Source organism: Klebsiella sp. w6 (assembly GCF_033100215.1).
Lineage (GTDB): Bacteria > Pseudomonadota > Gammaproteobacteria > Enterobacterales > Enterobacteriaceae > Klebsiella > Klebsiella variicola.
Map to the genome: position 1 here is coordinate 4,585,960 of NZ_CP136907.1, position 22,037 is coordinate 4,607,996.

At 58.6% G+C, this 22,037-nt stretch carries 22 protein-coding genes; 14 read left to right on the forward strand and 8 right to left on the reverse strand.

What is annotated here, in order from left to right; genetic code table 11:
• Positions 1 to 28 precede the first annotated feature (28 nt).
• Complete coding sequence (gene hrpB / locus R0140_RS22510; RefSeq protein ID WP_032740432.1) at positions 29 to 2,458, reverse strand: ATP-dependent helicase HrpB; 2,430 nt, start codon at positions 2,456 to 2,458, stop codon at positions 29 to 31.
• Positions 2,459 to 2,530: 72 nt separating this feature from the next.
• On the opposite strand from hrpB, the gene thpR reads away from it, so the two are divergent.
• The 9 genes from thpR (at position 2,531) to panD (ending at position 9,526) form a co-directional block, all read left to right on the forward strand.
• Positions 2,531 to 3,067 (forward strand): RNA 2',3'-cyclic phosphodiesterase, encoded by a 537-nt coding sequence (gene thpR, locus R0140_RS22515; protein ID WP_008807387.1) that lies wholly within the window; start codon positions 2,531 to 2,533, stop codon positions 3,065 to 3,067.
• Positions 3,067 to 3,783 carry a DNA/RNA nuclease SfsA gene (gene sfsA / locus R0140_RS22520; protein ID WP_008807388.1) on the forward strand — a complete coding sequence of 239 codons (717 nt, stop codon included), beginning with the start codon at positions 3,067 to 3,069 and terminating at the stop codon, positions 3,781 to 3,783. Before thpR ends, sfsA begins: the two co-directional genes overlap by 1 nt.
• 162 nt (positions 3,784 to 3,945) lie before the next feature.
• Positions 3,946 to 4,401, forward strand: a complete 456-nt coding sequence (dksA, locus tag R0140_RS22525) for an RNA polymerase-binding protein DksA (protein ID WP_007749299.1) — start codon at positions 3,946 to 3,948, stop codon at positions 4,399 to 4,401.
• Positions 4,402 to 4,460: 59 nt separating this feature from the next.
• Positions 4,461 to 5,342 (forward strand): tRNA glutamyl-Q(34) synthetase GluQRS, encoded by an 882-nt coding sequence (gluQRS, locus tag R0140_RS22530; RefSeq protein WP_317703904.1) that lies wholly within the window; start codon positions 4,461 to 4,463, stop codon positions 5,340 to 5,342.
• Positions 5,343 to 5,404: 62 nt separating this feature from the next.
• Complete coding sequence (gene pcnB / locus R0140_RS22535; protein WP_071582539.1) at positions 5,405 to 6,799, forward strand: polynucleotide adenylyltransferase PcnB; 1,395 nt, start codon at positions 5,405 to 5,407, stop codon at positions 6,797 to 6,799.
• A complete protein-coding gene (folK, locus tag R0140_RS22540; protein WP_012542831.1) occupies positions 6,796 to 7,275 on the forward strand; it encodes a 2-amino-4-hydroxy-6-hydroxymethyldihydropteridine diphosphokinase in 480 nt (159 codons plus the stop codon). Before pcnB ends, folK begins: the two co-directional genes overlap by 4 nt.
• A 119-nt stretch (positions 7,276 to 7,394) precedes the next feature.
• On the forward strand, positions 7,395 to 8,186 hold the full coding sequence (panB, locus tag R0140_RS22545) for a 3-methyl-2-oxobutanoate hydroxymethyltransferase (RefSeq protein WP_012542832.1): 792 nt from the start codon (positions 7,395 to 7,397) through the stop codon (positions 8,184 to 8,186).
• A gap of 11 nt (positions 8,187 to 8,197) precedes the next feature.
• Positions 8,198 to 9,052, forward strand: a complete 855-nt coding sequence (panC, locus tag R0140_RS22550; protein WP_008807394.1) for a pantoate--beta-alanine ligase — start codon at positions 8,198 to 8,200, stop codon at positions 9,050 to 9,052.
• Positions 9,053 to 9,145: 93 nt separating this feature from the next.
• Positions 9,146 to 9,526 carry an aspartate 1-decarboxylase gene (panD, locus tag R0140_RS22555; protein WP_008807395.1) on the forward strand — a complete coding sequence of 127 codons (381 nt, stop codon included), beginning with the start codon at positions 9,146 to 9,148 and terminating at the stop codon, positions 9,524 to 9,526.
• Positions 9,527 to 9,561: 35 nt separating this feature from the next.
• Here the strand turns inward: panD and R0140_RS22560 are convergent, their stop codons facing one another.
• The 4 genes from R0140_RS22560 to R0140_RS22575 form a co-directional block, all read right to left on the reverse strand.
• Positions 9,562 to 10,815 (reverse strand): polysaccharide deacetylase family protein, encoded by a 1,254-nt coding sequence (locus R0140_RS22560; RefSeq protein ID WP_008807396.1) that lies wholly within the window; start codon positions 10,813 to 10,815, stop codon positions 9,562 to 9,564.
• Between the two features lie 58 nt (positions 10,816 to 10,873).
• Positions 10,874 to 11,314 (reverse strand): PTS sugar transporter subunit IIA, encoded by a 441-nt coding sequence (locus R0140_RS22565; RefSeq protein WP_008807397.1) that lies wholly within the window; start codon positions 11,312 to 11,314, stop codon positions 10,874 to 10,876.
• A 122-nt stretch (positions 11,315 to 11,436) separates the two neighbouring features.
• Positions 11,437 to 12,207, reverse strand: coding sequence for an ABC transporter permease (locus R0140_RS22570; protein ID WP_008807398.1), 771 nt, complete (start codon positions 12,205 to 12,207; stop codon positions 11,437 to 11,439).
• Positions 12,204 to 13,130 (reverse strand): ABC transporter ATP-binding protein, encoded by a 927-nt coding sequence (locus tag R0140_RS22575; protein ID WP_008807399.1) that lies wholly within the window; start codon positions 13,128 to 13,130, stop codon positions 12,204 to 12,206. The genes R0140_RS22570 and R0140_RS22575 overlap by 4 nt, the downstream gene beginning before the upstream one ends.
• Positions 13,131 to 13,314: 184 nt before the next feature.
• Between R0140_RS22575 and can the strand changes: the two genes are divergently transcribed.
• Complete coding sequence (can, locus tag R0140_RS22580) at positions 13,315 to 13,977, forward strand: carbonate dehydratase (protein WP_004204385.1); 663 nt, start codon at positions 13,315 to 13,317, stop codon at positions 13,975 to 13,977.
• Positions 13,978 to 14,034: 57 nt separating this feature from the next.
• On the opposite strand, the gene hpt is transcribed toward can, so the two are convergent.
• Together hpt and R0140_RS22590 are read right to left on the reverse strand one after the other, a co-directional pair.
• The gene (hpt, locus tag R0140_RS22585) at positions 14,035 to 14,571 is read right to left on the reverse strand and encodes a hypoxanthine phosphoribosyltransferase (protein ID WP_004204384.1); all 537 of its coding nucleotides are present in this window, start codon (positions 14,569 to 14,571) and stop codon (positions 14,035 to 14,037) included.
• A gap of 4 nt (positions 14,572 to 14,575) precedes the next feature.
• Positions 14,576 to 14,695, reverse strand: a complete 120-nt coding sequence (locus tag R0140_RS22590; protein ID WP_012542835.1) for a hypothetical protein — start codon at positions 14,693 to 14,695, stop codon at positions 14,576 to 14,578.
• A 79-nt stretch (positions 14,696 to 14,774) separates the two neighbouring features.
• Between R0140_RS22590 and R0140_RS22595 the strand changes: the two genes are divergently transcribed.
• Positions 14,775 to 17,165: a glucose/quinate/shikimate family membrane-bound PQQ-dependent dehydrogenase gene (locus tag R0140_RS22595; protein ID WP_032732524.1), complete on the forward strand. Its 2,391-nt coding sequence runs from the start codon at positions 14,775 to 14,777 to the stop codon at positions 17,163 to 17,165.
• Positions 17,166 to 17,247: 82 nt separating this feature from the next.
• On the opposite strand, the gene cueO is transcribed toward R0140_RS22595, so the two are convergent.
• On the reverse strand, positions 17,248 to 18,858 hold the full coding sequence (gene cueO / locus R0140_RS22600) for a multicopper oxidase CueO (RefSeq protein WP_008807402.1): 1,611 nt from the start codon (positions 18,856 to 18,858) through the stop codon (positions 17,248 to 17,250).
• A 146-nt stretch (positions 18,859 to 19,004) separates the two neighbouring features.
• On the opposite strand from cueO, the gene R0140_RS22605 reads away from it, so the two are divergent.
• From R0140_RS22605 to R0140_RS22615, 3 genes are all read left to right on the forward strand, one after another.
• Complete coding sequence (locus R0140_RS22605) at positions 19,005 to 19,352, forward strand: YacC family pilotin-like protein (protein WP_002888808.1); 348 nt, start codon at positions 19,005 to 19,007, stop codon at positions 19,350 to 19,352.
• A 253-nt stretch (positions 19,353 to 19,605) separates the two neighbouring features.
• A complete protein-coding gene (locus tag R0140_RS22610) occupies positions 19,606 to 20,016 on the forward strand; it encodes a hypothetical protein (RefSeq protein ID WP_008807403.1) in 411 nt (136 codons plus the stop codon).
• Positions 20,017 to 20,687: 671 nt separating this feature from the next.
• Complete coding sequence (locus R0140_RS22615; protein WP_317704063.1) at positions 20,688 to 21,950, forward strand: FKBP-type peptidyl-prolyl cis-trans isomerase; 1,263 nt, start codon at positions 20,688 to 20,690, stop codon at positions 21,948 to 21,950.
• Positions 21,951 to 22,037: the final 87 nt, after the last annotated feature.

Here is a 22,037-nt window from a genome sequence, read left to right on the forward strand (position 1 = left end):
CCGGGCAGGATACCGCCCGGCCAGACGACTACGAATATTTTTTGCTGCGCCGGGTCGGGGCGGTGTTGGCCGGATCGTCCGGCCAGACGTGTTTCGGGTAGCGTCCCTTCATCTCTTTTTGCACCTCGCGGTAGCTTCCCTGCCAGAAGGCGCTCAGATCGCGGGTGATCTGCAGCGGACGCTGGGCGGGCGACAGCAGCTCCAGCACCAGCGGCACCCGCCCCTCGGCGATAACCGGCGTCGTGGCCTCGCCGAACATCTCCTGCATACGTACCGCCAGCGCTGGCGGGTTCTCCGCATGGTAACGGATCGCCAGACGGCTGCCGGTCGGCACGGTATAGTGCGTCGGCAGCTCGCGATCCAGCTTCTGGCGCAGCGGCCACGGCAGCCAGTCCTGTAGCGCCTGACGCAGATCCAGTGCCTTCAGCGCCCGCAGCGAGTGAACGCCGTTCATCTGCGGCAGCAGCCATGCCTCCAGCGAGGCCAATAGCGAAGCGTCATCCACCGCGGGCCACGCCTCTTCCGGCAACCACTGCGCCGCACACTGCAGCCGCAGTCGCAGCTGCTCAGCCTCTGGCGTCCAGTTGAGCACACCGAGGCCTTTCTCACGAATACCGTTGAGCATCGCCTGATGCAGCTCCGCCTCAGAGGGCTTCGCCAGCGGCTGGGTCTTGATCACCAGCTGGCCTATCACCGTCCGCCGCCAGGCTTTCAGCGTCCCCTGCGCTTCATCCCACTCCACCGTGTCGGAACGCTGCGCCAGCTCGGGACGGGCGGCGATCAGCTCGCCGATATCCACTGGCAGAGCCAACAGCATGCGGGCATCCGGCGAGGCGCTGCCCTGCAGCAGCAGCGGAGCGATCAGCCACTCATGGCGGCCCAGCGCGTCGTCGGCGTCCAGCATCGCGCCCATGCCGTTCGCCAGCTGGTAGCGCCCCTCCTGACCGCGGCGTCGGGCGATGCGATCGGCGAAGGCCGACGCCAGCAACCCCGCCATTCCTTCGGCATCGGGCTGGCCGCCGCGGCGGGCCAGACGCTTCATCAGCTGCTGCGCCCGCTGCTGCCAGTTGGTCTGCTGACGGGAAAAGACGGCGCCCAAATCCACCAGCCCGCCGCGCGGAGGCTCCTCAAGGATCGCCGCCAGCCTGGCCGCCGTCGCCGCCTCGTCATCGGTCTGCGCGGCGGCCAGCATCGCCGCCAGCCGGGGCTCGTTGCCGAGGGTCGCCATTTTGCGGCCAAACGCCGACAGCCGCTCGCCGTCCAGCGCCGAGAGCGCCGCCAGCAGGCGGCGCGCGGCGGCCAGGTTCACCGCGGGCGGCTGATCCAGCCAGGCCAGCGCGGCCGGATCGTGGCAGCCCCACTGCAGCAGCTCCAGCAGTAGCGCCGACAGATCGCTGTGCAGGATCTCCGGTTCGCTCTGCGCCGCCGCCCGTTCCGCCTGTTCTTTGCCGAGCAAATGCAGGCAGATCCCCGGAGAGAGACGACCGGCGCGTCCGGCACGCTGCGTCATCGATGCCTGGCTGATGCGCTGCGTCACCAGCCGGGTCAGGCCGGTGCGCGGGTCAAAGCGGGCGACCCGCTCCTGGGCGCTGTCGACCACCAGGCGGATCCCCTCGATGGTCAGACTGGTCTCGGCGATATTGGTGGCCAGCACCACTTTGCGCTTCCCGGCCGGCGCCGGGAGGATCGCTTTGCGCTGCTCGCTTAGGGGCAGCGCGCCGTACAGCGGGCAGAGGATGACATCCTCCGCCACGCGCTCCGTCAGCTGTTCCTGAACGCGCTGGATCTCACCGACGCCGGGCAGAAACAGCAGCATCGATCCCTGCTCGTGTCGCAACAGCTCCGCTGCCGCCACCGCCACCGCCTCATCAAAGCGCTGGTGCGTGGGAAGCGGGTTGAAACGGCGCTCCACCGGATAAGCGCGTCCCTCCGAGACCACCACTGGCGCCTCAGGCAGCAGACGCTGCAGGCGATCGTTATCGAGGGTCGCCGACATGATCAGCAGCTTGAGATCGTCACGCAATCCCTGCTGGACGTCGAGCAGCAAGGCCAGCGCCAGATCCGCCTGCAGGCTACGCTCGTGAAACTCATCGAGGATCACCAGCCCCACGCCCGCCAGCTCCGGATCGCGCTGGATCATGCGCGTCAGGATCCCCTCCGTAACCACCTCCAGGCGGGTCTGCGGCCCGACGCAGGTTTCGGCGCGCATGCGGTAACCCACGGTCTCCCCCGGCTTTTCGCCAAGCAGTTCAGCCAGCCGCTGCGCGACATTACGCGCCGCCAGGCGCCTCGGCTCCAGCAGGATAATGCGTCCCGCGATGTTGCCCTCGGCGAGGATCTGCAGCGGCAGCCAGGTCGATTTCCCGGCGCCGGTCGGCGCGTTGAGCAAAACCTGCGGCGCGTGCTGCAGGGCGGATAACAGTTCTGGGAGGACGGCGGCAACCGGCAATGAGGACACAAAAGGCTCCGGGGGTTAACATTCAGGGGCTCGCATTGTAGCATCCCCCTAATTCATTACCGAGTCTCTATCATGTCTGAGCCGAAAAGGCTGTTTTTTGCGCTTGAACTGCCGTCTGCCGTCCAGAAACAGATCGTCCAGTGGCGGGCAAGCCACTTCCCCGAGGATGCCGGCAGGCCCGTCGCGGCGGATAACCTCCATCTGACGCTGGCGTTTCTCGGCGAGGTGAGCGCGGAAAAACAGCGGGCGCTGGCCGCCCTCGCTGGCCGGCTGCGCCAGCCGGGCTTTACCCTGACACTGGACGATGCCGGACAGTGGCTGCGCTCGCGGGTGGTCTGGCTCGGGACCCGTCAGCCGCCGCGCGGCCTGCTGCAGCTCGCCAGTATGCTGCGCGCTCAGGCGGCGCGCAGCGGCTGCTATCAGAGCCCGCAGCCGTTTCATCCGCATATTACCCTGTGGCGCGATGCCCGCCAGGCGGTGCCGATCCCGGCTCCCGGCTTTCACTGGTCGTTTCCGGTGAACGAGTTCGTGCTTTATGAGTCCAGCTTCGGCCGGGGGCGCACGCGCTACACGGCGCTGGAACGTTATCCGTTTCATAAGGAAAGTTGATGCAGTTTGATCCGCCGTTACAGCCCGCTATTTTGCTTAAACGTTACAAACGATTTCTTGCTGACGTGGTTACCCCCGATGGCCGTGAGCTGACGCTTCACTGCCCCAATACCGGCGCAATGACCGGTTGCGCCGCCCCGGGCGACACCGTCTGGTATTCCACTTCTGACAATGCGAAGCGCAAATATGCCCACACCTGGGAATTAACTGAAACGCAACAGGGCGCGGTTATTTGCGTCAATACGCTGCGCGCGAATTCGCTGGCAAAAGAGGCGATTTCCGCCGGAATAATCCCTGAGCTTTCCGGCTATAACCAGCTGAAAAGCGAAGTGAAATATGGCGAAGAGAATAGCCGTATCGATATTATGTTACAGGCAGATGACCGACAAAACTGCTATATTGAAGTGAAATCGGTTACGTTGGCGGAGAAAGAATACGGTTATTTTCCCGATGCGGTAACCACGCGCGGTCAGAAGCACCTGCGGGAGCTGATGGCCGTCGCGGCAAATGGCGACCGTGCGGTGATTTTATTTGCCGTTTTGCATTCGGCAATTGACCGTTTCTCTCCCGCGCATCATATTGATGCCAGATACGCACAGCTGTTAACAGAAGCCCGCGACAAGGGGGTGGAAATTCTCGCCTGGAAGGCGGAACTTTCTACGACGAAGATGACTCTGAATAAGCCGATTGCCGTGGTGTTAAACCCCGGGAAATAAGTGGCTAAATAGTGTTCGGGTCGCAAGCGCGAATACGCTTTTCTTCACAGGGTTGTCAAGTGTAACGTTTAGATAATTGCTATCCGGAAAAGCATCTGCTATTTATAGCGGCCTGATTTTCCCCCACATGGGGATCGATAGTGCGTGTTAAGGAGAAGCAACATGCAAGAAGGGCAAAACCGTAAAACATCGTCCCTGAGTATTCTCGCCATCGCTGGGGTGGAGCCGTACCAAGAGAAACCGGGCGAAGAGTATATGAACGAAGCCCAGCTGGCGCACTTCAAGCGTATTCTTGAAGCATGGCGTAATCAACTCAGGGATGAAGTGGATCGCACCGTAACGCACATGCAGGATGAAGCTGCCAACTTCCCGGATCCGGTAGACCGTGCCGCCCAGGAAGAAGAGTTCAGCCTGGAACTGCGTAACCGCGACCGCGAACGTAAACTGATCAAAAAGATCGAGAAAACGCTGAAAAAAGTTGAAGATGAAGACTTCGGCTACTGCGAATCCTGCGGCGTGGAGATCGGCATTCGCCGTCTGGAAGCGCGTCCGACTGCGGATCTGTGCATTGACTGCAAAACCCTGGCGGAAATTCGCGAAAAACAGATGGCGGGCTAATCCCCTGCTGCCTCACTCTCTGGCGGGAGTCTCTCCCGCCTGGTTCTGTTGTCCGTAACATGGCTGACTCACGCTATATTGGGCGCTTTGCTCCCTCCCCCTCCGGTGAACTCCACTTCGGCTCTTTGATTGCCGCGCTCGGCAGCTACCTGCAAGCCCGCGCGAACCAGGGTATCTGGCGCGTTCGTATTGAAGATATCGACCCGCCGCGCGAAGTCCCCGGGGCCGCCGACACCATTCTGCGCCAGCTTGACCACTACGGTCTGCACTGGGACGGCGACGTGCTCTGGCAGTCGCAACGACATGAAGCTTACCGCGAGGCGCTGGCCTGGCTGGGTGAACAAGGGCTGAGCTATTACTGCACCTGCACCCGCGCGCGGATCCATGCCGTAGGCGGGATCTACGATGGTCACTGCCGCGACCTCGGGCTGGGGGCGGAAAACGCCGCGCTGCGCCTGCGCCAGACCCGTCCGGTGCTGCAGTTCACCGATCGCCTGCGCGGCACGCTGGTCGCCAACGAGCCGCTGGCGCGCGAGGATTTTATTATCCACCGTCGCGACGGCCTGTTTGCCTACAATCTGGCGGTGGTGGTTGATGACCACTTTCAGGGGATCACCGAGATCGTCCGCGGCGCTGACCTGATTGAGCCGACGGTCCGGCAGATTTCACTGTATCAGCATTTTGGCTGGCAGGCGCCGGACTACCTCCATCTGCCGCTGGCCCTCAATGCTGACGGGAATAAACTCTCTAAACAAAACCACGCACCGGCGCTGCCGGAAGGCGATCCGCGCCCCGAAATTGTCCGGGCGCTCCGGTTTCTTAATCAGGACATCGCCCAGGACTGGCAAGCCCTGAGCATGGACGATTTACTCAGTCAGGCCGTCGCCAACTGGCAGCCCGCAAAAATCGAGCATTCTCAAATGGCTCCCGCTGAGCTATGATTAGCCGCTATTTTTATACTGTACAGTTGATCTGAAGTCCGTCTGACACTACGAGGTGCACCATTTTTACCCGAGTCGCTAATTTTTGCCGTAAGGTGCTAAGCCGTGAGGAGCGCGAGGCAGAAGCCGCCGTCGAACCCATGCCTATGACGGTGATCCCGCGTGAGCAGCATGCTATTTCCCGCAAAGATATCAGTGAAAACGCCCTCAAGGTCATGTACCGCCTCAACAAGGCAGGCTACGAATCCTGGCTGGTCGGCGGCGGTGTCCGCGACCTGCTGCTTGGCAAAAAGCCGAAAGATTTTGACGTCACCACCAACGCCACACCGGATCAGGTGCGCAAGCTGTTCCGCAACTGCCGTCTGGTCGGGCGACGTTTCCGCCTGGCGCACGTCATGTTCGGGCCGGAAATCATTGAAGTGGCCACCTTCCGCGGCCACCACGAAGGGCACACCACCGATCGCGTGACCTCCCAGCAGGGCCAGAATGGCATGCTGCTGCGGGATAACATCTTCGGCTCGATCGAAGAGGATGCCCAGCGTCGCGACTTCACCATCAATAGCCTTTATTACAGCGTGGCTGACTTTACCGTTCGCGACTACGTCGGCGGCATGAAGGATCTGCAGGACGGCGTGATCCGCCTGATCGGCAATCCGGAAACCCGCTATCGCGAAGATCCGGTACGCATGCTGCGCGCGGTGCGCTTTGCCGCCAAGCTGGATATGCGTATCAGCCCGGAAACGGCTGAACCACTGCCGCGCCTGGCCACCCTGCTCCACGACGTGCCGCCGGCACGCCTGTTCGAAGAGGTGCTTAAGCTGCTGCAGGCCGGGTATGGCTACCAGACCTACATGCTGCTGCGCGAATACAACCTGTTCCAGCCGCTGTTCCCGACCATCACCCGCTACTTTACCGAGCGCGGCGACAGCCCGATGGAGCGGATCATCAGCCAGGTGCTGAAGAACACCGATAACCGCATTCATAACGACATGCGCGTCAATCCGGCCTTCCTCTTCGCGGTGATGTTCTGGTATCCGCTGCTGGAGACGGCGCAAAAAATCGCCCAGGAGAGCGGCCTGGCGTACTACGACGCCTTCGCTCTGGCGATGAACGATGTCCTGGACGAAGCCTGCCGTACGCTGGCGATCCCTAAACGCATCACTACCCTTATTCGTGATATCTGGCAGCTGCAGCTGCGCATGTCCCGTCGCCAGGGCAAACGCGCCTGGAAACTGATGGAGCATCCGAAATTCCGTGCCGCCTACGATCTGCTGGAGCTGCGCGCCGGGGCGGAAAACAACAGCGAACTGCAGCGTCTGACCAAATGGTGGGGCGAATTCCAGGTCGCCGCGCCGCCGGAACAAAAAGACATGCTCAACGACCTCGGGGACGATCCGGCGCCACGCCGTCGCCACCGTCGTCCGCGCAAACGCGCGCCGCGTCAGGGTAACGCATGACCCTGGTCTATATCGCGCTTGGCAGTAACCTTGCTTCTCCGCTGGAGCAGGTGCAGGCAGCCATCCGCGCGCTGGGCGATATTCCGCACAGCCGCGTGGTGAACGTCTCTTCGTTCTACCGCACGCCGCCGCTGGGCCCGCAGGATCAGCCGGACTATCTCAACGCCGCCGTCGCGCTGGAAACCACCCTGGCGCCCGATGCGCTGCTCGATCACACTCAGCGCATCGAGCTGCAGCAGGGTCGGGTGCGCAAAGCTGAACGCTGGGGACCGCGCACGCTCGACCTCGACATCATGCTGTTTGGCGATGAGGTCATCAATAGCCCGCGCCTGACCGTTCCGCACTATGATATGAAAAACCGCGGCTTTATGCTCTGGCCGCTGTTCGAGATCGCTCCGGATCTCCATTTTCCTGACGGCCCTGCGCTGCGCGCCGTGCTGGATGATCTGGGCGCGGAAAAACCCGCGAGCTGGTAATCCCCTCTCCTTTTTTAGCATTTGCGGCGATCGTCGTAATCGGTTGCCCAAAATCATTGCCCCTCTGAATGCTGCTGTTAGAATGCCGGTTAATATGACTTTCATCATCAGGAAATGTTATGAAACCGACCACCATTGCCCTGCTGCAGAAATGCAAACAGGAAAAGAAGCGCTTTGCCACCATTACCGCCTACGACCATAGCTTCGCGAAGCTGTTCGCCGATGAAGGCATTAATGTGCTGCTGGTGGGCGATTCCCTGGGAATGACGGTACAGGGTCACGACTCCACCCTGCCGGTCACCGTGGAAGATATCGCCTATCACACCCGCGCCGTCCGCCGCGGTGCGCCGAACAGCCTGCTGCTTGCCGACCTGCCGTTCATGGCCTACGCCACCCCCGAACAGACCTTCGAAAATGCGGCCATCGTGATGCGCGCTGGCGCCAATATGGTCAAACTCGAAGGCGGCGCCTGGCTGGCCGATACCGTGAAGATGCTGGCGGAACGCGCGGTGCCGGTTTGCGGCCACCTCGGCCTCACGCCGCAGTCGGTAAACGTATTCGGCGGGTATAAAGTGCAGGGGCGCGGCGATGCAGCGCAGACCCTGTTTGACGACGCATTAGCGCTGGAAGCGGCTGGCGCGCAGCTGCTGGTGCTGGAGTGCGTCCCGGTAGAACTGGCGAAACGCATTACCGACGCCCTGACCATTCCAGTGATCGGCATCGGCGCGGGCAACGTCACCGACGGGCAGATCCTGGTGATGCATGACGCATTCGGGATCACCGGCGGCCACATCCCTAAATTCGCCAAGAATTTCCTTGCCGAAGCGGGCGACATCCGCGCCGCGGTACGGCAGTATATTGCCGAAGTTGAATCCGGGGTCTATCCGGGCGAAGAACACAGTTTCCATTAAGGAGTCTTGTTGTGCTGATTATTGAATCCGTGCTGCTGCTGCGTCAGCATATCCGCCGTCTGCGTCAGGAAGGTAAGCGTATCGCGCTGGTTCCGACGATGGGCAACCTGCATGATGGTCATATGAAGCTGGTTGATGAGGCTAAAGCCAGCGCGGACGTGGTGGTGGTCAGTATTTTCGTCAATCCGATGCAGTTTGACCGCGCCGACGACCTGGCGCGCTATCCGCGTACCCTGCAGGATGATTGCGAAAAGCTGAACAAGCGCCATGTCGACTTTGTCTTCGCGCCGACGCCGGCGGAAGTTTATCCCCAGGGCACCGAAGGCCAGACCTACGTCGACGTCCCCGGCCTGTCCACTATGCTGGAAGGCGCCAGCCGCCCGGGCCACTTCCGCGGCGTGTCGACCATCGTCAGTAAGCTGTTCAATCTGGTTCAGCCGGACGTCGCCTGCTTCGGCGAGAAAGACTTTCAGCAGCTGGCGCTGATCCGCAAGATGGTCGCCGACATGGGCTACGATATCGAGATTATCGGCGTGCCGATCGTCCGCGCGAAAGATGGCCTGGCGCTGAGCTCGCGTAACGGCTACCTGACCGCCGACCAGCGCAAAATCGCTCCCGGCCTCTACAAAGTGCTGAGCGCGGTGGCGGAAAAACTGGCCGCCGGCGATCGCCAGCTCGATGAGATCATCGCTATCGCTGAACAGGAGCTAAATGAAAAAGGCTTCCGCGCCGACGACATTCAGATCCGCGATGCCGACACCCTGCTTGAGCTGACGGATGCCAGCCAGCGCGCGGTGATCCTGATGGCCGCCTGGCTGGGTCAGGCCCGCCTGATCGACAACCAGATCGTCACGCTCGGTCAGTAGACAGCGGGTAAAAATCGGGCAATACTTGCCCGGGCTTTTCTCAGGGCGGACGACCTGTCCGCTCTGCTACATTAAGGTTGAAGGGTAGAAGTTATGATGCGTAATATGCTGCAGGGCAAGCTCCACCGCGTAAAAGTCACGCAGGCTGACCTGCACTATGAAGGTTCATGCGCCATTGACCAGGATTTCCTGGATGCGGCCGGTATTCTGGAGAATGAAACCATTCACCTCTGGAACGTCACCAACGGCAATCGTTTCTCCACCTATGCGATTGCCGCCGAACGGGGTTCCAGAATCATCTCCGTCAACGGCGCCGCCGCGCACTGCGCCAGCGTCGGCGATATCCTGATCATCGCCAGCTTCGTCACCATGTCGGACGAAGAGGCGCGCACCTGGCAGCCCAACATCGCCTACTTCGAAGGCGACAATGAAATGAAGCGCCAGGCGAAAGCCATTCCGGTGCAGGTCGCCTGATGACCGCGGCGCTGCGCTCAGGCGCAGCGCCGGTATTACCCCTGCGGCTGGTTACTGATCAGCCGCGACATCGTCTCCAGCGAATCCGTGCGTAAGATATATAACCGCTTTAACAGAAACGGATTGTCACCCGGCTTCACCTTCCCACGCACCGTTGTCACCGCCATATGAAACCCGGCGTCATTCGCCGCCTGCACCGCCGTGGCGTTATAGCCGCCGAAGGGATAGGAAAGGTAGAGAACATGTGGATTAAACTGGCTGAGCGCCCGGCGCGAGCGGGCGAAATCAAACAGAATATTATGGTAATTGCGGCTGAATAAAATCGGCCGGCGGCCGGCGTCAACCCGATGCAGGAAGTGGGTATGCGACTGAATATCAAAAACATCCTGGATCTGCCGGAGCTCAGAAATACTCATGAACTGCAGCGATTTCGGATCCCATTTCTGCGGATGGCGCTTAATACGCGAGGAGATAATAAACGCGGTGGCATGAAAACCGTACTGCTTTAGTACCGGATAGGCGTAACGGTTTACCGATTTCAGGCCGTCATCGAAGGTGATGACCACTGCCCGCGCCGGAAGGTTGATTTTATTACGCACATAGCCTTCCAGCTGATACAGGGTCAGCGTGGTATAGCCCTGATCGCGCAGCCAGGTCATCTGGTTGTTGAAGGCGCGTACCGAGGTCGTGGTCGAGGTATGGCGGAAACGGGTGTTCTCTTCGTCGCGCAGAATGTGATGATAGGTCAGTACGGGAATACCATTATCTTCCTGTGCATCCAGACTGCTGACCCACGCCAGCCGGTCGCCAATGCGGATCTGAAACCAGGTCTGATTGAGCCGGTCTTTTAGCTTGCTGAGGATCGGATAGCGCAGGTTAGTGGCCAGCGTACCAAACGGCACGCTGCTCACGGCGGGTGTGTTGTAGAGCGGCGTATCTTTCCAGGTGAGCAAATTCTGGTTACTCAACGGTTTATTGAGATCCCCCAGTCGGTCCTCCACTCGCTGCTTACCCTGTACCGGCTCGAGGTGGCCTTTATCAATAAACCCGGTGCCGAAGCCGAAGCGAAATTCATAATAGTCAGCCGCCGTCGGGACGACCGCGAGGATCTGCCCGGCACGCACATTGCCGACGCTGACCACATGATTCCCCACCTGCGCCCAGATGACCGCATCTTCGGTGGTCTGCATATAGTGTACAGGCTTGCCCTGCTGGCTAAGCAGACTGGCGGAAGCGCTGAGCGAGGTCAGTAAAAGAAGCAGCGTAAAAAATCGGGCAAGCATGCGCATCGAACCGGTAAACCATCAACGGCAGTTATTGTAACAAAAGCAGCATCTGTCACGCTGTTTAATTTCCGAAGGTATCATGGCGCAAGCGGAACGGGGGATTCTTCTGCTGCTGATGCCACAGGCTGCTCACCATCGGCCCGCCCGCGCTGACGATGGCCTGGCGAAACGCCTCGCTGCTTAACGTGTTCCGCAGCAGATACATTCGCTCAAGTAATGAATAGCTGACGCCGGAGATCACTTCGCAGTGGGTATGTTTGTGGCTCATCAGCGCCGCGGCCCGATAAGGCGCCGCGCCGGTTCTGTCGGTCAGGAAAATGACCCCGTCCCCGGAGTCGGTGGCATGCAGCGCATCGCACATCATCCGGCTCAACATATTACTGCTGAGATTGCGCCAGTAATTGACCGCCCGGCACTGGGCCAGCGGACCAAATTTTCGTTCAAGACGATCCAGCATCTCCTGCGCCAGCTCATCGTGGCAGGTAATGACCCAACCAAGCATGCTTCCCTCCTTAGCCAGCCAACAATGTAGCAAGGGGAGGATGACGTATCGGTGATGGCGGTCAAAGATAAGCGGTTAGCGCTTCGCGTATTGGCATCAGGAAGCGCTAACCGTGATGAACATCAGCTGCGCAGGCCGCGGCCGCGCTGGATTAACGACCAGCAAAGCAGATAGAAGGCGACGATGAAGACCACCAGCACCGCAAAGGTGGTCACCAGCGGCACATCGTTGATACCCAGGAAGCCGAAGCGGAAACCGCTGATCATGTAGACGATGGGATTCAGATGCGACAGCCCCTGCCAGAACGGCGGCAGTAGGGTCAGCGAGTAGAACACCCCGCCGAGGTAGGTCAGCGGCGTCAGCACAAAGGTCGGGATCAGGCTAATGTCGTCAAAGGTCTTGGCAAACACCGCGTTCAACAGGCCCGCCAGCGAGAACAGCACCGCGGTGAGGATCAGCGTCAGGGCGACAAACAGCCAGGAGTGAACCTGGAACGGCACAAAGAACAGTGATACCGCCGTCACCAGGATCCCCACGCACAGTCCGCGCGCCACGCCGCCGCCAACGTAGCCAGCGATGATCACATGCGTCGGCACCGGCGCCACCAGCAGCTCTTCAATATTGCGCTGAAACTTGGCGCTGAAGAACGACGAGGCGACATTGGCATAAGCGTTGGTGATCACCGCCATCATGATCAGGCCCGGCACGATAAACTGCATATAGGTAAAGCCGTGCATCTCGCCGATGCGCGACCCGATCAGGTTGCCGAAAATCACGAAGTACAGGGTCATGGTGATCACCGGCGGCACCAGCGTCTGGATCCAGATGCGCATAAAACGGTGGATCTCTTTGGTCCAGATGCTTTTCAGCGCGACCCAATAAAGCTGCATCATGCTGACTCTCCTTTTCGCTCATGCACCAGCGTGACAAACAGCTCTTCCAGACGGTTAGCTTTGTTACGCATACTCAGTACCTGCACCCCCTGGGCGCTCAGTTGGGCAAAGACGCTGTTAATCCCCTGCTCGCGCAGAACCTCGACTTCCAGCGTCGAGGTATCGACCAGTTGATACTGGTAGCCTTCGAGCTTCGGTACCGGGCTTTTTGGCGCGAGGTCAAGAATAAAGGTCTCTGACTTCAGCTTCGAAAGCAGCGCTTTCATCGAGGTGTTTTCCACCAGCGCGCCGTGCTGGATGATGCCGATGTTGCGGCATAGCATTTCGGCCTCTTCGAGATAGTGGGTGGTCAGGATAATGGTGGTTCCGCGATCGTTCAGATCCTTAAGAAAGCCCCACATTGAGCGACGCAGTTCAATATCGACGCCAGCGGTCGGTTCGTCGAGGATCAGCAGCTTCGGCTCATGCATTAGCGCGCGGGCGATCATCAGGCGACGCTTCATCCCGCCGGAGAGCATCCGCGCGCGTTCGTTGCGTTTTTCCCACAGATCGAGCTGTTTTAGGTATTTTTCGCTGCGGGCGACAGCTTCTTTGCGTTCCACGCCGTAGTAGCCCGCCTGGTTAACGACAATCTGCTGCACGGTCTCGAACGGGTTGAAGTTAAATTCCTGCGGCACCAGGCCAAGCTGACGCTTGGCATTGACGACGTCTTTTTCCAGATCGTAGCCAAAGACATTGACCTGACCGGAGGTTTTATTCACCAGCGAACTGATGATGCCGATAGTCGTGGATTTTCCGGCCCCGTTCGGCCCCAGCAGGGCATAGAAATCCCCCGCCTCGACCTGCAGGTCGATTCCCCGCAGCGCCTGAACCCCGCCGGGGTAGGTTTTTTTGAGCTGTTTTAATTCCAGAGCAATGGTCATTAAATATCTCTTCTCGTGTCGTGACACGTCATTAACCCGCCTGACTCACGTTTGCGTTCTACTGGCGCTGGCGCCGCCAACGCATCGGTAGCCTGACGTATCACGGGTTAAGATGGTTTTAAAAAAGGTGAGCTTACCCTATATTAGCGCAACGCACTTACTTGGTTACAGGCCGATAACGTCCATGAATGATATAGATACACTCATCAGCAATAATGCACTATGGTCAAAAATGCTGGTGGAAGAGGACCCCGGCTTTTTTGAGAAACTGTCGCAGACGCAGAAACCGCGCTTCCTTTGGATTGGCTGCTCTGACAGCCGCGTTCCCGCTGAGCGACTTACCGGCCTGGAACCTGGCGAACTGTTTGTCCATCGTAACGTCGCTAACCTGGTGATCCACACCGACCTGAACTGCCTGTCGGTGGTGCAGTATGCCGTCGATGTCCTCGAAGTCGAGCACATTATTATTTGTGGCCACTACGGCTGCGGCGGCGTGCAGGCGGCGGTGGAAAACCCGGAGCTGGGGCTTATCGACAACTGGCTCCTGCATATCCGCGATATCTGGTTCAAGCACAGCTCACTGCTGGGTGAAATGCCTGAGGAGCGCCGTCTGGATACCCTTTGCGAACTCAACGTGATGGAGCAGGTGTACAACCTGGGACATTCGACGATTATGCAATCGGCGTGGAAGCGCGGACAGAAGGTCACCATCCACGGCTGGGCATATGGCATTCACGACGGGCTGCTGCGCGATCTGGATGTCACCGCCGTGAGCCGGGAAACCCTCGAACAGCGCTATCGCCACGGCATCTCCAACCTCAAGATCAAGCACATCAACCACAAATAGCCTTCAGGCTTAGCCCCCCTGGAGAGCGCAGCGCGCGCTGTCCTGGGGGGATATCTCTTACTCGTCCAGCAGGGTAACTTTGCCAATATACGGCAGATGACGGTAGCGCTGGGCGTAGTCGATACCGTAGCCCACCACGAACTCGTCCGGAATGGCGAAACCGACGAACTCAACCGGGACATTCACTTCACGACGGCTTGGTTTATCCAGCAGCGTACAAATGGCCAGCGATTTCGGCTCGCGCAGGCTGAGGATCTCACGCACTTTAGACAGGGTATTGCCGGAATCGATGATGTCTTCCACGATCAGTACATCTTTACCACGGATGTCTTCATCCAGATCTTTGAGGATTTTCACATCACGGGTGGTGGACATGCCGCTGCCGTAGCTGGAGGCGGTCATAAAATCGACTTCATGCGGCACCTGCACTTCACGGCACAGGTCGGCCATGAACATAAATGAGCCGCGAAGCAGCCCCACCAGCACCATTTCGCTGCCGCTGTCCTGATAATGTTCGTTGATTTGACGACCCAGTTCCGCGATGCGCGCTTTGATCTCGGATTCCGGGATCATCACTTCTACAGTATGTTTCATAAGACTAACCATTTGATTCTAAATATAAATCATCAAAGCCGCTGCTTTCGCCCCGACGATGACCGGCAAGCCATCCAGTATACCAGCAAAAAGAAATCTTCGGTGCAGGGATTAATAAAGCCATATTTGTGATTCCGATCACACTTGTTAAAACCTATAATTAATTGCAGTTAAAAAATTAACAAACACATGAGTAACTTTCTATGGCTGAAACAAAGTCTCAACAATCAAGGCTCCTGGTGACGCTGACTGCGCTATTTGCAGCGTTCTGCGGCCTCTATCTTTTAATCGGCGGAGCATGGCTGGTCGTGCTTGGCGGCTCCTGGTACTACCCTATCGCCGGTCTGGTGATGCTGGGCGTGACCGTGATGCTGCTGCGCGGCAAACGCGCTGCGCTGTGGCTGTACGCTGCGCTGCTGCTGGCGACGATGATCTGGGGCGTCTGGGAAGTCGGCTTCGACTTCTGGGCGCTGACGCCGCGTAGCGACATCCTCGTCTTCTTTGGCATCTGGCTGATCCTGCCCTTTGTCTGGCGTCGTCTGTCCGTGCCTTCCGCTGGCGCCGTAGGCGCGCTGGTCGTGGCCCTGCTGATCAGCGGCGGCATGCTGACCTGGGCTGGTTTTAACGACCCGCAGGAAGTCAACGGCACCCTGAGCGCCGACGCCACCCCGGCCGCGCCGATCTCCAACGTTGCCGACGGCGACTGGCCGGCCTATGGCCGCAACCAGGAAGGCCAGCGCTTCTCTCCGCTGAAGCAGATTAACGCCGACAACGTGAAGAACCTGAAGGAAGCCTGGGTATTCCGCACCGGCGACCTGAAGCAACCGAACGACCCGGGTGAAATCACCAACGAAGTGACGCCGATTAAAGTCGGCGACACGCTCTTCCTGTGTACCGCCCACCAGCGTCTGTTCGCGCTGGACGCGGCCACCGGTAAAGAGAAGTGGCATTTTGACCCGCAGCTGAACGCCGATCCGTCGTTCCAGCACGTCACCTGCCGCGGCGTCTCTTATCACGAAGCCAAAGCGGATAACGCTCCTGCCGACGTCGTCGCCGACTGTCCGCGCCGTATTATCCTGCCGGTGAACGATGGCCGCCTGTTCGCGGTGAACGCCGACAACGGTAAGCTGTGCGAAACCTTTGCCAATAAAGGTATTCTCAACCTGCAGACCAACATGCCGGTCACCACGCCGGGTATGTATGAACCCACTTCTCCGCCGATTATCACCGATAAAACCATCGTGATAGCCGGCGCGGTCACCGATAACTTCTCAACCCGCGAGCCGTCTGGCGTCATCCGCGGCTTTGATGTGAATACCGGTAAACTCTTGTGGGCCTTCGATCCGGGTGCGAAAGATCCGAACGCCATCCCGAGCGATGAACATCACTTCACGCTCAACTCACCGAACTCCTGGGCGCCTGCCGCCTACGACGCTAAGCTGGATCTGGTCTATCTGCCGATGGGCGTGACCACCCCGGATATCTGGGGCGGCAACCGCACGCCGGAGCAAGAGCGTTACGCCAGCTCGATTGTGGCGCTGAACGCCACCACCGGTAAGCTGGCCTGGAGCTACCAGACCGTCCACCACGATCTGTGGGATATGGATATGCCCTCCCAGCCGACGCTGGCTGACATTGAGGTTAATGGTAAAACCGTACCGGTCGTCTATGCCCCGGCGAAAACCGGCAACATCTTCGTACTGGATCGCCGTAATGGCGAGCTGGTGGTCCCGGCCCCGGAAAAACCGGTTCCGCAGGGCGCTGCCAAAGGGGATTACGTCGCCAAAACCCAGCCGTTCTCCGATCTGAGCTTCCGTCCGAAGAAAGATCTGACCGGGGCGGACATGTGGGGCGCCACTATGTTCGACCAGCTGGTGTGTCGCGTGATCTTCCACCAGATGCGCTATGAAGGTATCTTCACCCCGCCATCTGAGCAGGGCACTCTCGTCTTCCCGGGTAACCTGGGGATGTTTGAATGGGGCGGTATCTCCGTCGATCCGAACCGTCAGGTGGCTATTGCCAACCCGATGGCGCTGCCGTTCGTCTCTAAACTGATCCCACGCGGCCCGGGCAACCCGATGGAGCCGCCGAAAGATGCGAAAGGCTCTGGCACCGAGTCCGGCGTGCAGCCACAGTACGGTGTCCCGTACGGCGTCACCCTGAATCCGTTCCTGTCGCCGTTCGGTCTGCCGTGCAAACAACCGGCCTGGGGCTATATCTCCGCGCTGGATCTGAAAACCAACGAAGTGGTATGGAAAAAACGTATCGGTACGCCGCAGGACAGCCTGCCGTTCCCGATGCCGGTTAAGCTGCCGTTCACCATGGGGATGCCGATGCTTGGCGGCCCGATCTCTACGGCCGGTAACGTCCTGTTCATCGGCGCGACCGCAGATAACTACCTGCGCGCGTACAATATGAGCAACGGCGAGAAGCTGTGGGAAGCCCGTCTGCCAGCCGGCGGTCAGGCCACCCCAATGACCTACGAAGTGAATGGCAAACAGTATGTTGTCATCTCTGCCGGCGGTCACGGCTCGTTCGGTACCAAAATGGGCGATTACATCGTCGCCTATGCGCTCCCGGATGACGCCAAATAAAACGCAAAACGGCAACGAAAGTTGCCGTTTTTTTTGTGTTTATCCCTTCTCCCCATGGAAGATGGCAGCAGGCCGCCGAGCCCTAAACCGTGAATCCCAACATCATCCCGGTGTCTTCATGCTCCAGCAGGTGGCAGTGGGCCATATAGGCAAACTCCTTCGGCGCCGGATGATCAAACTTCACCAACACTTCACTGACGTCACCTTCCACGCGGACAGTATCTTTCCAGCCGCTGCGGTGCGCGGCTGGCGGCTTGCCGTTCTCGCTGAGGATACGGAACTGGGTGCCGTGGATATGGAACGGATGCAGCATCATGTCGCCCTTACCCGATATCACCCAGCGCTCATACTGGCCTCTGGCCGCGGCAAACATCGGCACATTCATGTCGAAGGCTTTGCCGTTGATGCGGTTGGCGTTATGGAAATCAAACCCCTTGCCTGACGACATGCCATGATCCCGACCAGCCTCGTGGTTCATATTGCTCATATTGCTCATGTCGCCATGGTGCATATTGCTCATGTCGCCCATGCCGCCATGCCCCATCATGCCGTGGTCCATTCCCGCCATCGCCTGGTCGCCATACTTCTCCATCAGCGCCTGCATGCCCATCCTGTCGAGCATCGGATCCATCGACAGCTGGAGCTGACGCTGCGTCAGCCCCGTCAGGGACGGTAACGCCGGCAGCGTGGCCAGCGTATCCAGCAGTTTGCCGGAGGCGGGAATGACCAGCGGCTGAACGCGCAGCACCGGCTGCGGTTTATCAAAAGGCGCAATGGCCATGCCCATCTGGCTCACCGGCAGGGTCACCAGATCGAAAGGTTTACCGTCGCTGGTGTCCACCAGCACCTCAAAGCGTTCCCCCATCAACACCGGCAATTCATCGACCTTCACCGGCTCGGCCAACAGACCGCCGTCACTGGCCACCACGTACAGCGGACGCTTATCGCTGGTGGCAAAATTGAGGGAACGGGCATTACAGCCGTTTAGCAAGCGCAGACGTAGCCAGCCCCGCGGGGCGGCATGTTCGGGATAGAGAGCGCCATTGGTCAGCAGCGTATCGCCAAACCAGCCGACAGCGGCGCTCATCACATCCAGCTGGTAGTCGATCTCGCCGGCGGCGGTGAACTTCTTGTCCTGGACAATCACCGGCACATCATCGATTCCCCATTGCTTAGGCAGCAGCAGGCGTCCGCTCTCTTCATCCTCGATCAGCACCAGGCCGGCCAGCCCCATGGCCACCTGCCGGCCGGTGGTCCCATGTTGATGCGGATGAAACCAGCAGGTGGCCGCCCGCTGCGTCGGCGTGAAGCTCACCGTACGGGTGGCGCCCGGGGCGATAACCCCCTGCGGTCCGCCGTCGACCTCGCCCGGGACCTCCAGGCCATGCCAGTGCAGCGTGGTCTCTTCCGCCAGCTGGTTGGTAATGTCAACCGTAATGGTCTTCCCCTGCGTCAACTGTAGCGCAGGACCCAGCAGTGAACCGTTATAGCCCCAGGTGGTGGCGTGCAGAGCGCCAAACTGTGTTTTGCCCGCCTGGATCGTCAGGGCGATACGGTTGCGCGCATCGGCCGTTAACAGCGTCGGTATCGGCAGAGCCGGGCGACTGGCCGCAAAAACCGCACGGCTCCATAGCGGTAATGCGCTGGCCACGCTAACCGCGGCGGTCAGTTTGAGGAAGTCTCGACGTTGCATATTCACATCCTTTTTATTCTGCGGGCGAATATTTGAGCTTAAACCCTACCGTAACGGGAAGGTCAAGCAGAAGAGTAAGAATAAAGATCGGCGCTGTGTAAAGAAGTATGCTAATTTGAAGCGTCGGTGATCTAATGGTAGAAAAAATGAAGACGCTTTTCAGAACAATGGTACTCGGCAGCCTGCTTGCTCTCTCCGCCAACAGCTACGCGCTCAGCGAATCAGAAGCAGAAGATATGGCTGATTTAACCGCGGTTTTTGTGTTTCTGAAAAACGACTGTGGCTACCAGAACCTGCCCAATACACAGATCCGACGCGCGCTGGTGTTCTTTGCCCAACAGAACCAGTGGGACCTGAGCAACTACGACAGCTACAACATGAAAGCGCTTGGCGAGGATAGCTACCGCGATCTCAGCGGTATTAACATCCCGACGGCGAAAAAATGCAAAGCGCTGGCCCGCGATTCGCTCAGCCTGTTGGCTTACGTCAAATAATGACCGGCGCGGACGGTCACGCTCCGCGCCTTTGCCGTTTCATTTGTCACATTTAAATATTTATATCTATATTTATTATTGTATATAAACAAACATTATTTAATTGCAAACCTATCAATTCGCCAAATAAATTAAACTCCTAATAATGATGAATGACTAAAAAACTAATAAAATATCATTAGCCATATATTGCAAAATAAAAAGCACCCTTCTAGAATCCGGTGAAAATATCCCTACTTCATGGACTGAAATTGTGAATATCTCGCCGACTCTCCGTATTATCCCGCTCGCCGCACTTTTATTAGTGGGCTGTAGCAATACCTCTTCTCGCCAGCAGGTAAAACCGATCACCACGCCGCTCACATCACAGCAGCAGGCTGAGCAGGAGCGAGCGGCCAGCGAACAGGAGCGTATTGAGTCCTGCCGAAAGGCGCTGGATTCACTTAAAGAGGTGAACCCACAGCAGGCAACTAAACTCAGCAATGAGTTCAATGCCCTGGTGCGTTCGGCATCGCAATACAACAATGTGCGCGATAAAGTGGCCGATCCCACCCGACTGGGCATTGACTCCATGTACCAGTTTAAATCCATCAAACTGTGTTCCGATATCCAGAAAACGCTGATCGATACCCTGGTACAGCGTGGTGAAAACAAACTGCCATGAACAAACCCGCCACGCTGACCCCTAAAGCACCACTGCTGATGCTCGTCGCGGCGCTGGCGCTTTCAACCTCATTCTACGCCGGTGCTACGCCGGCTTTTCTCGATTACGCCCAGCAGCAAGCTCAAGCGCAAGAAGAGAAAAGCTCTGCGGCCACAGCAAAGCAAGCGTCAGACGCTCGCCAGAACGCGGACAATAAAAAAACGACGGCCAATAACGCACAGTTGCAAAAAAGAATCGCCAGCCAACAGGCAACGATTGCGCAAAAAGATAAAATTATCCAACAATTAAAAAAACAGCTTACCGCCACACCAGCCACGGATACATCCATTGCGAATGAGCAAGCGGCGTTAAATAATAAAATAAAGCAATTACAGCTCGCCTTAACCGCCGCCACGGCGGAAAATGAGACGTTAATTAAAAAGGAAGTCGTTGCCCGGAATAATACTCTGCAACAGAGCCAGGCTGCCGCACTTAAGCAGATCCAACAATTAACGTCGCAGCTTCAGAGCGTCGAAGCGGAAAATAAACGGCTCAGCACCAGCCTCACCACGCTGAATACAGATAAACAAACGCTGACCTCCCGGCTGGCCGCCGCGGAAAAAGCACAGCAGACCGCACTCGGCCAGCTCACCGCCCTCGACACAGACAAGCAGACACTCACCGCCCGGCTGATGGCTGCGGAAAAAGAGAAACAGGCCGCCCTCGACCAGGCCAAAGCCCTTAACGCCGACAAACAGCCGCTGGCCACCCGACTGGCCGTGGTGGAAAAAGAGAAGCTGGCTGCCCTCGAGCAGGTTAAAGCGCTGACCACCGATAAGCAGTCGCTGACTATCCGGCTCGCCGCTGCGGAGAAGGCACAGCAGGCCGCCCTCGACCAGGCCAAAACACTGAACGCTGATAAACAGCCGCTGGCCAGCCGACTGGCCGCGGCGGAAAAAGAGAAGCTGTCCGCCCTCGACCAGGTCAAAGCGCTGACCACCGATAAGCAGTCGCTGACTATCCGGCTCGACGCCGCGGAGAAAACACAGCAGGCCGCTCTCGACCAGGTCAAGGCGCTAAACGCCGACAAGCAGTCGTTAACCGCCCGGTTGGCCGCCGCGGAAAAAGCGCCAACAACCCGCCCTGACACCGCTGCAGCGCCAAAAAATGAGCCGCCGGAAATGGCGGCGGTTGTTGCAGCCTACCGCCTGCAGGCGGATAAAGACAACGCCCAGCTACGGATGAAAGAAGATGAAATCCAACTGCTGAGAACACAGCTTTCTGTACAGTCTAAAACGCGCAGCGGCGAGAGCGCCGCCGCCAAACTCAGCGCATCGGGAGAACAGCAGGCTTATGCGATCGGCGCCTCGATGGGAGCAGAAGCCCTTAACGTTCTCACCACCCGTCGCACTCAGGGAATTACCGTCAACGCCGGGCTGGTGCTGCGGGGTATCGAAGATGCTTTTAGCGGCCAGCTTCGTCTCGGAGAACAGGAGCGTAACAAGGCGCTGTTTGACGTCTCGCAGCAGGTTTTCCAGAACCTGAATAAAATCGAGCAGAAAAACATCAGTGCCGGTAAGAAATATCAGCAGGCGTTTGCGCGCAAAAAAGATGTGGTCTTCAAAGATGGCGTCTACAGTCGCGTCGATTATCCGGGCAAAGGAAAAATAAGCGGTAACGATCTGGTCACCGTAGTAATCAAAGAGATGCTGACGGACGGGACAGTGATCAACGATATGGAAGCGAAAGATCAGGCGCTCACCCAGAAGCTGGATGCCTATCCCCCGGTGTTTCGCGGCCCGCTGCAACGCCTGCAGAACCATGGCTCCTTGACGCTGGTCGTCCCGCCCGAAAAAGCCTATGGCAGTAAAGGATTACCGCCGAAAATCCCGCCAGGCGCCACCATGGTTTATTCCGTGCGGATAGTAGATAGCCAACCCGCACCGGCGAAATAACCCTCCCCCCACCGCTCTCCCCGGGCGGTGGCGGTTATTCCTGCCGCATTGCTGCAATAACCGCCGTGCATCCTCATCTATAGTTGT

Bases quoted from the DNA above. Each gene is read 5' to 3' on its own strand.
- thpR (WP_008807387.1), top strand. From the start codon at position 2,531: ATGTCTGAGCCGAAAAGGCTGTTTTTTGCGCTTGAACTGCCGTCTGCC.
- sfsA (WP_008807388.1), top strand. From the start codon at position 3,067: ATGCAGTTTGATCCGCCGTTACAGCCCGCTATTTTGCTTAAACGTTAC.
- dksA (WP_007749299.1), top strand. From the start codon at position 3,946: ATGCAAGAAGGGCAAAACCGTAAAACATCGTCCCTGAGTATTCTCGCC.
- gluQRS (WP_317703904.1), top strand. From the start codon at position 4,461: ATGGCTGACTCACGCTATATTGGGCGCTTTGCTCCCTCCCCCTCCGGT.
- folK (WP_012542831.1), top strand. From the start codon at position 6,796: ATGACCCTGGTCTATATCGCGCTTGGCAGTAACCTTGCTTCTCCGCTG.
- panB (WP_012542832.1), top strand. From the start codon at position 7,395: ATGAAACCGACCACCATTGCCCTGCTGCAGAAATGCAAACAGGAAAAG.
- panD (WP_008807395.1), top strand. From the start codon at position 9,146: ATGATGCGTAATATGCTGCAGGGCAAGCTCCACCGCGTAAAAGTCACG.
- R0140_RS22560 (WP_008807396.1), bottom strand. From the start codon at position 10,815: ATGCGCATGCTTGCCCGATTTTTTACGCTGCTTCTTTTACTGACCTCG.
- R0140_RS22565 (WP_008807397.1), bottom strand. From the start codon at position 11,314: ATGCTTGGTTGGGTCATTACCTGCCACGATGAGCTGGCGCAGGAGATG.
- R0140_RS22570 (WP_008807398.1), bottom strand. From the start codon at position 12,207: ATGATGCAGCTTTATTGGGTCGCGCTGAAAAGCATCTGGACCAAAGAG.
- R0140_RS22575 (WP_008807399.1), bottom strand. From the start codon at position 13,130: ATGACCATTGCTCTGGAATTAAAACAGCTCAAAAAAACCTACCCCGGC.
- can (WP_004204385.1), top strand. From the start codon at position 13,315: ATGAATGATATAGATACACTCATCAGCAATAATGCACTATGGTCAAAA.
- hpt (WP_004204384.1), bottom strand. From the start codon at position 14,571: ATGAAACATACTGTAGAAGTGATGATCCCGGAATCCGAGATCAAAGCG.
- R0140_RS22590 (WP_012542835.1), bottom strand. From the start codon at position 14,695: ATGGCTTTATTAATCCCTGCACCGAAGATTTCTTTTTGCTGGTATACT.
- R0140_RS22595 (WP_032732524.1), top strand. From the start codon at position 14,775: ATGGCTGAAACAAAGTCTCAACAATCAAGGCTCCTGGTGACGCTGACT.
- cueO (WP_008807402.1), bottom strand. From the start codon at position 18,858: ATGCAACGTCGAGACTTCCTCAAACTGACCGCCGCGGTTAGCGTGGCC.
- R0140_RS22605 (WP_002888808.1), top strand. From the start codon at position 19,005: ATGAAGACGCTTTTCAGAACAATGGTACTCGGCAGCCTGCTTGCTCTC.
- R0140_RS22615 (WP_317704063.1), top strand. From the start codon at position 20,688: ATGGCTGCGGAAAAAGAGAAACAGGCCGCCCTCGACCAGGCCAAAGCC.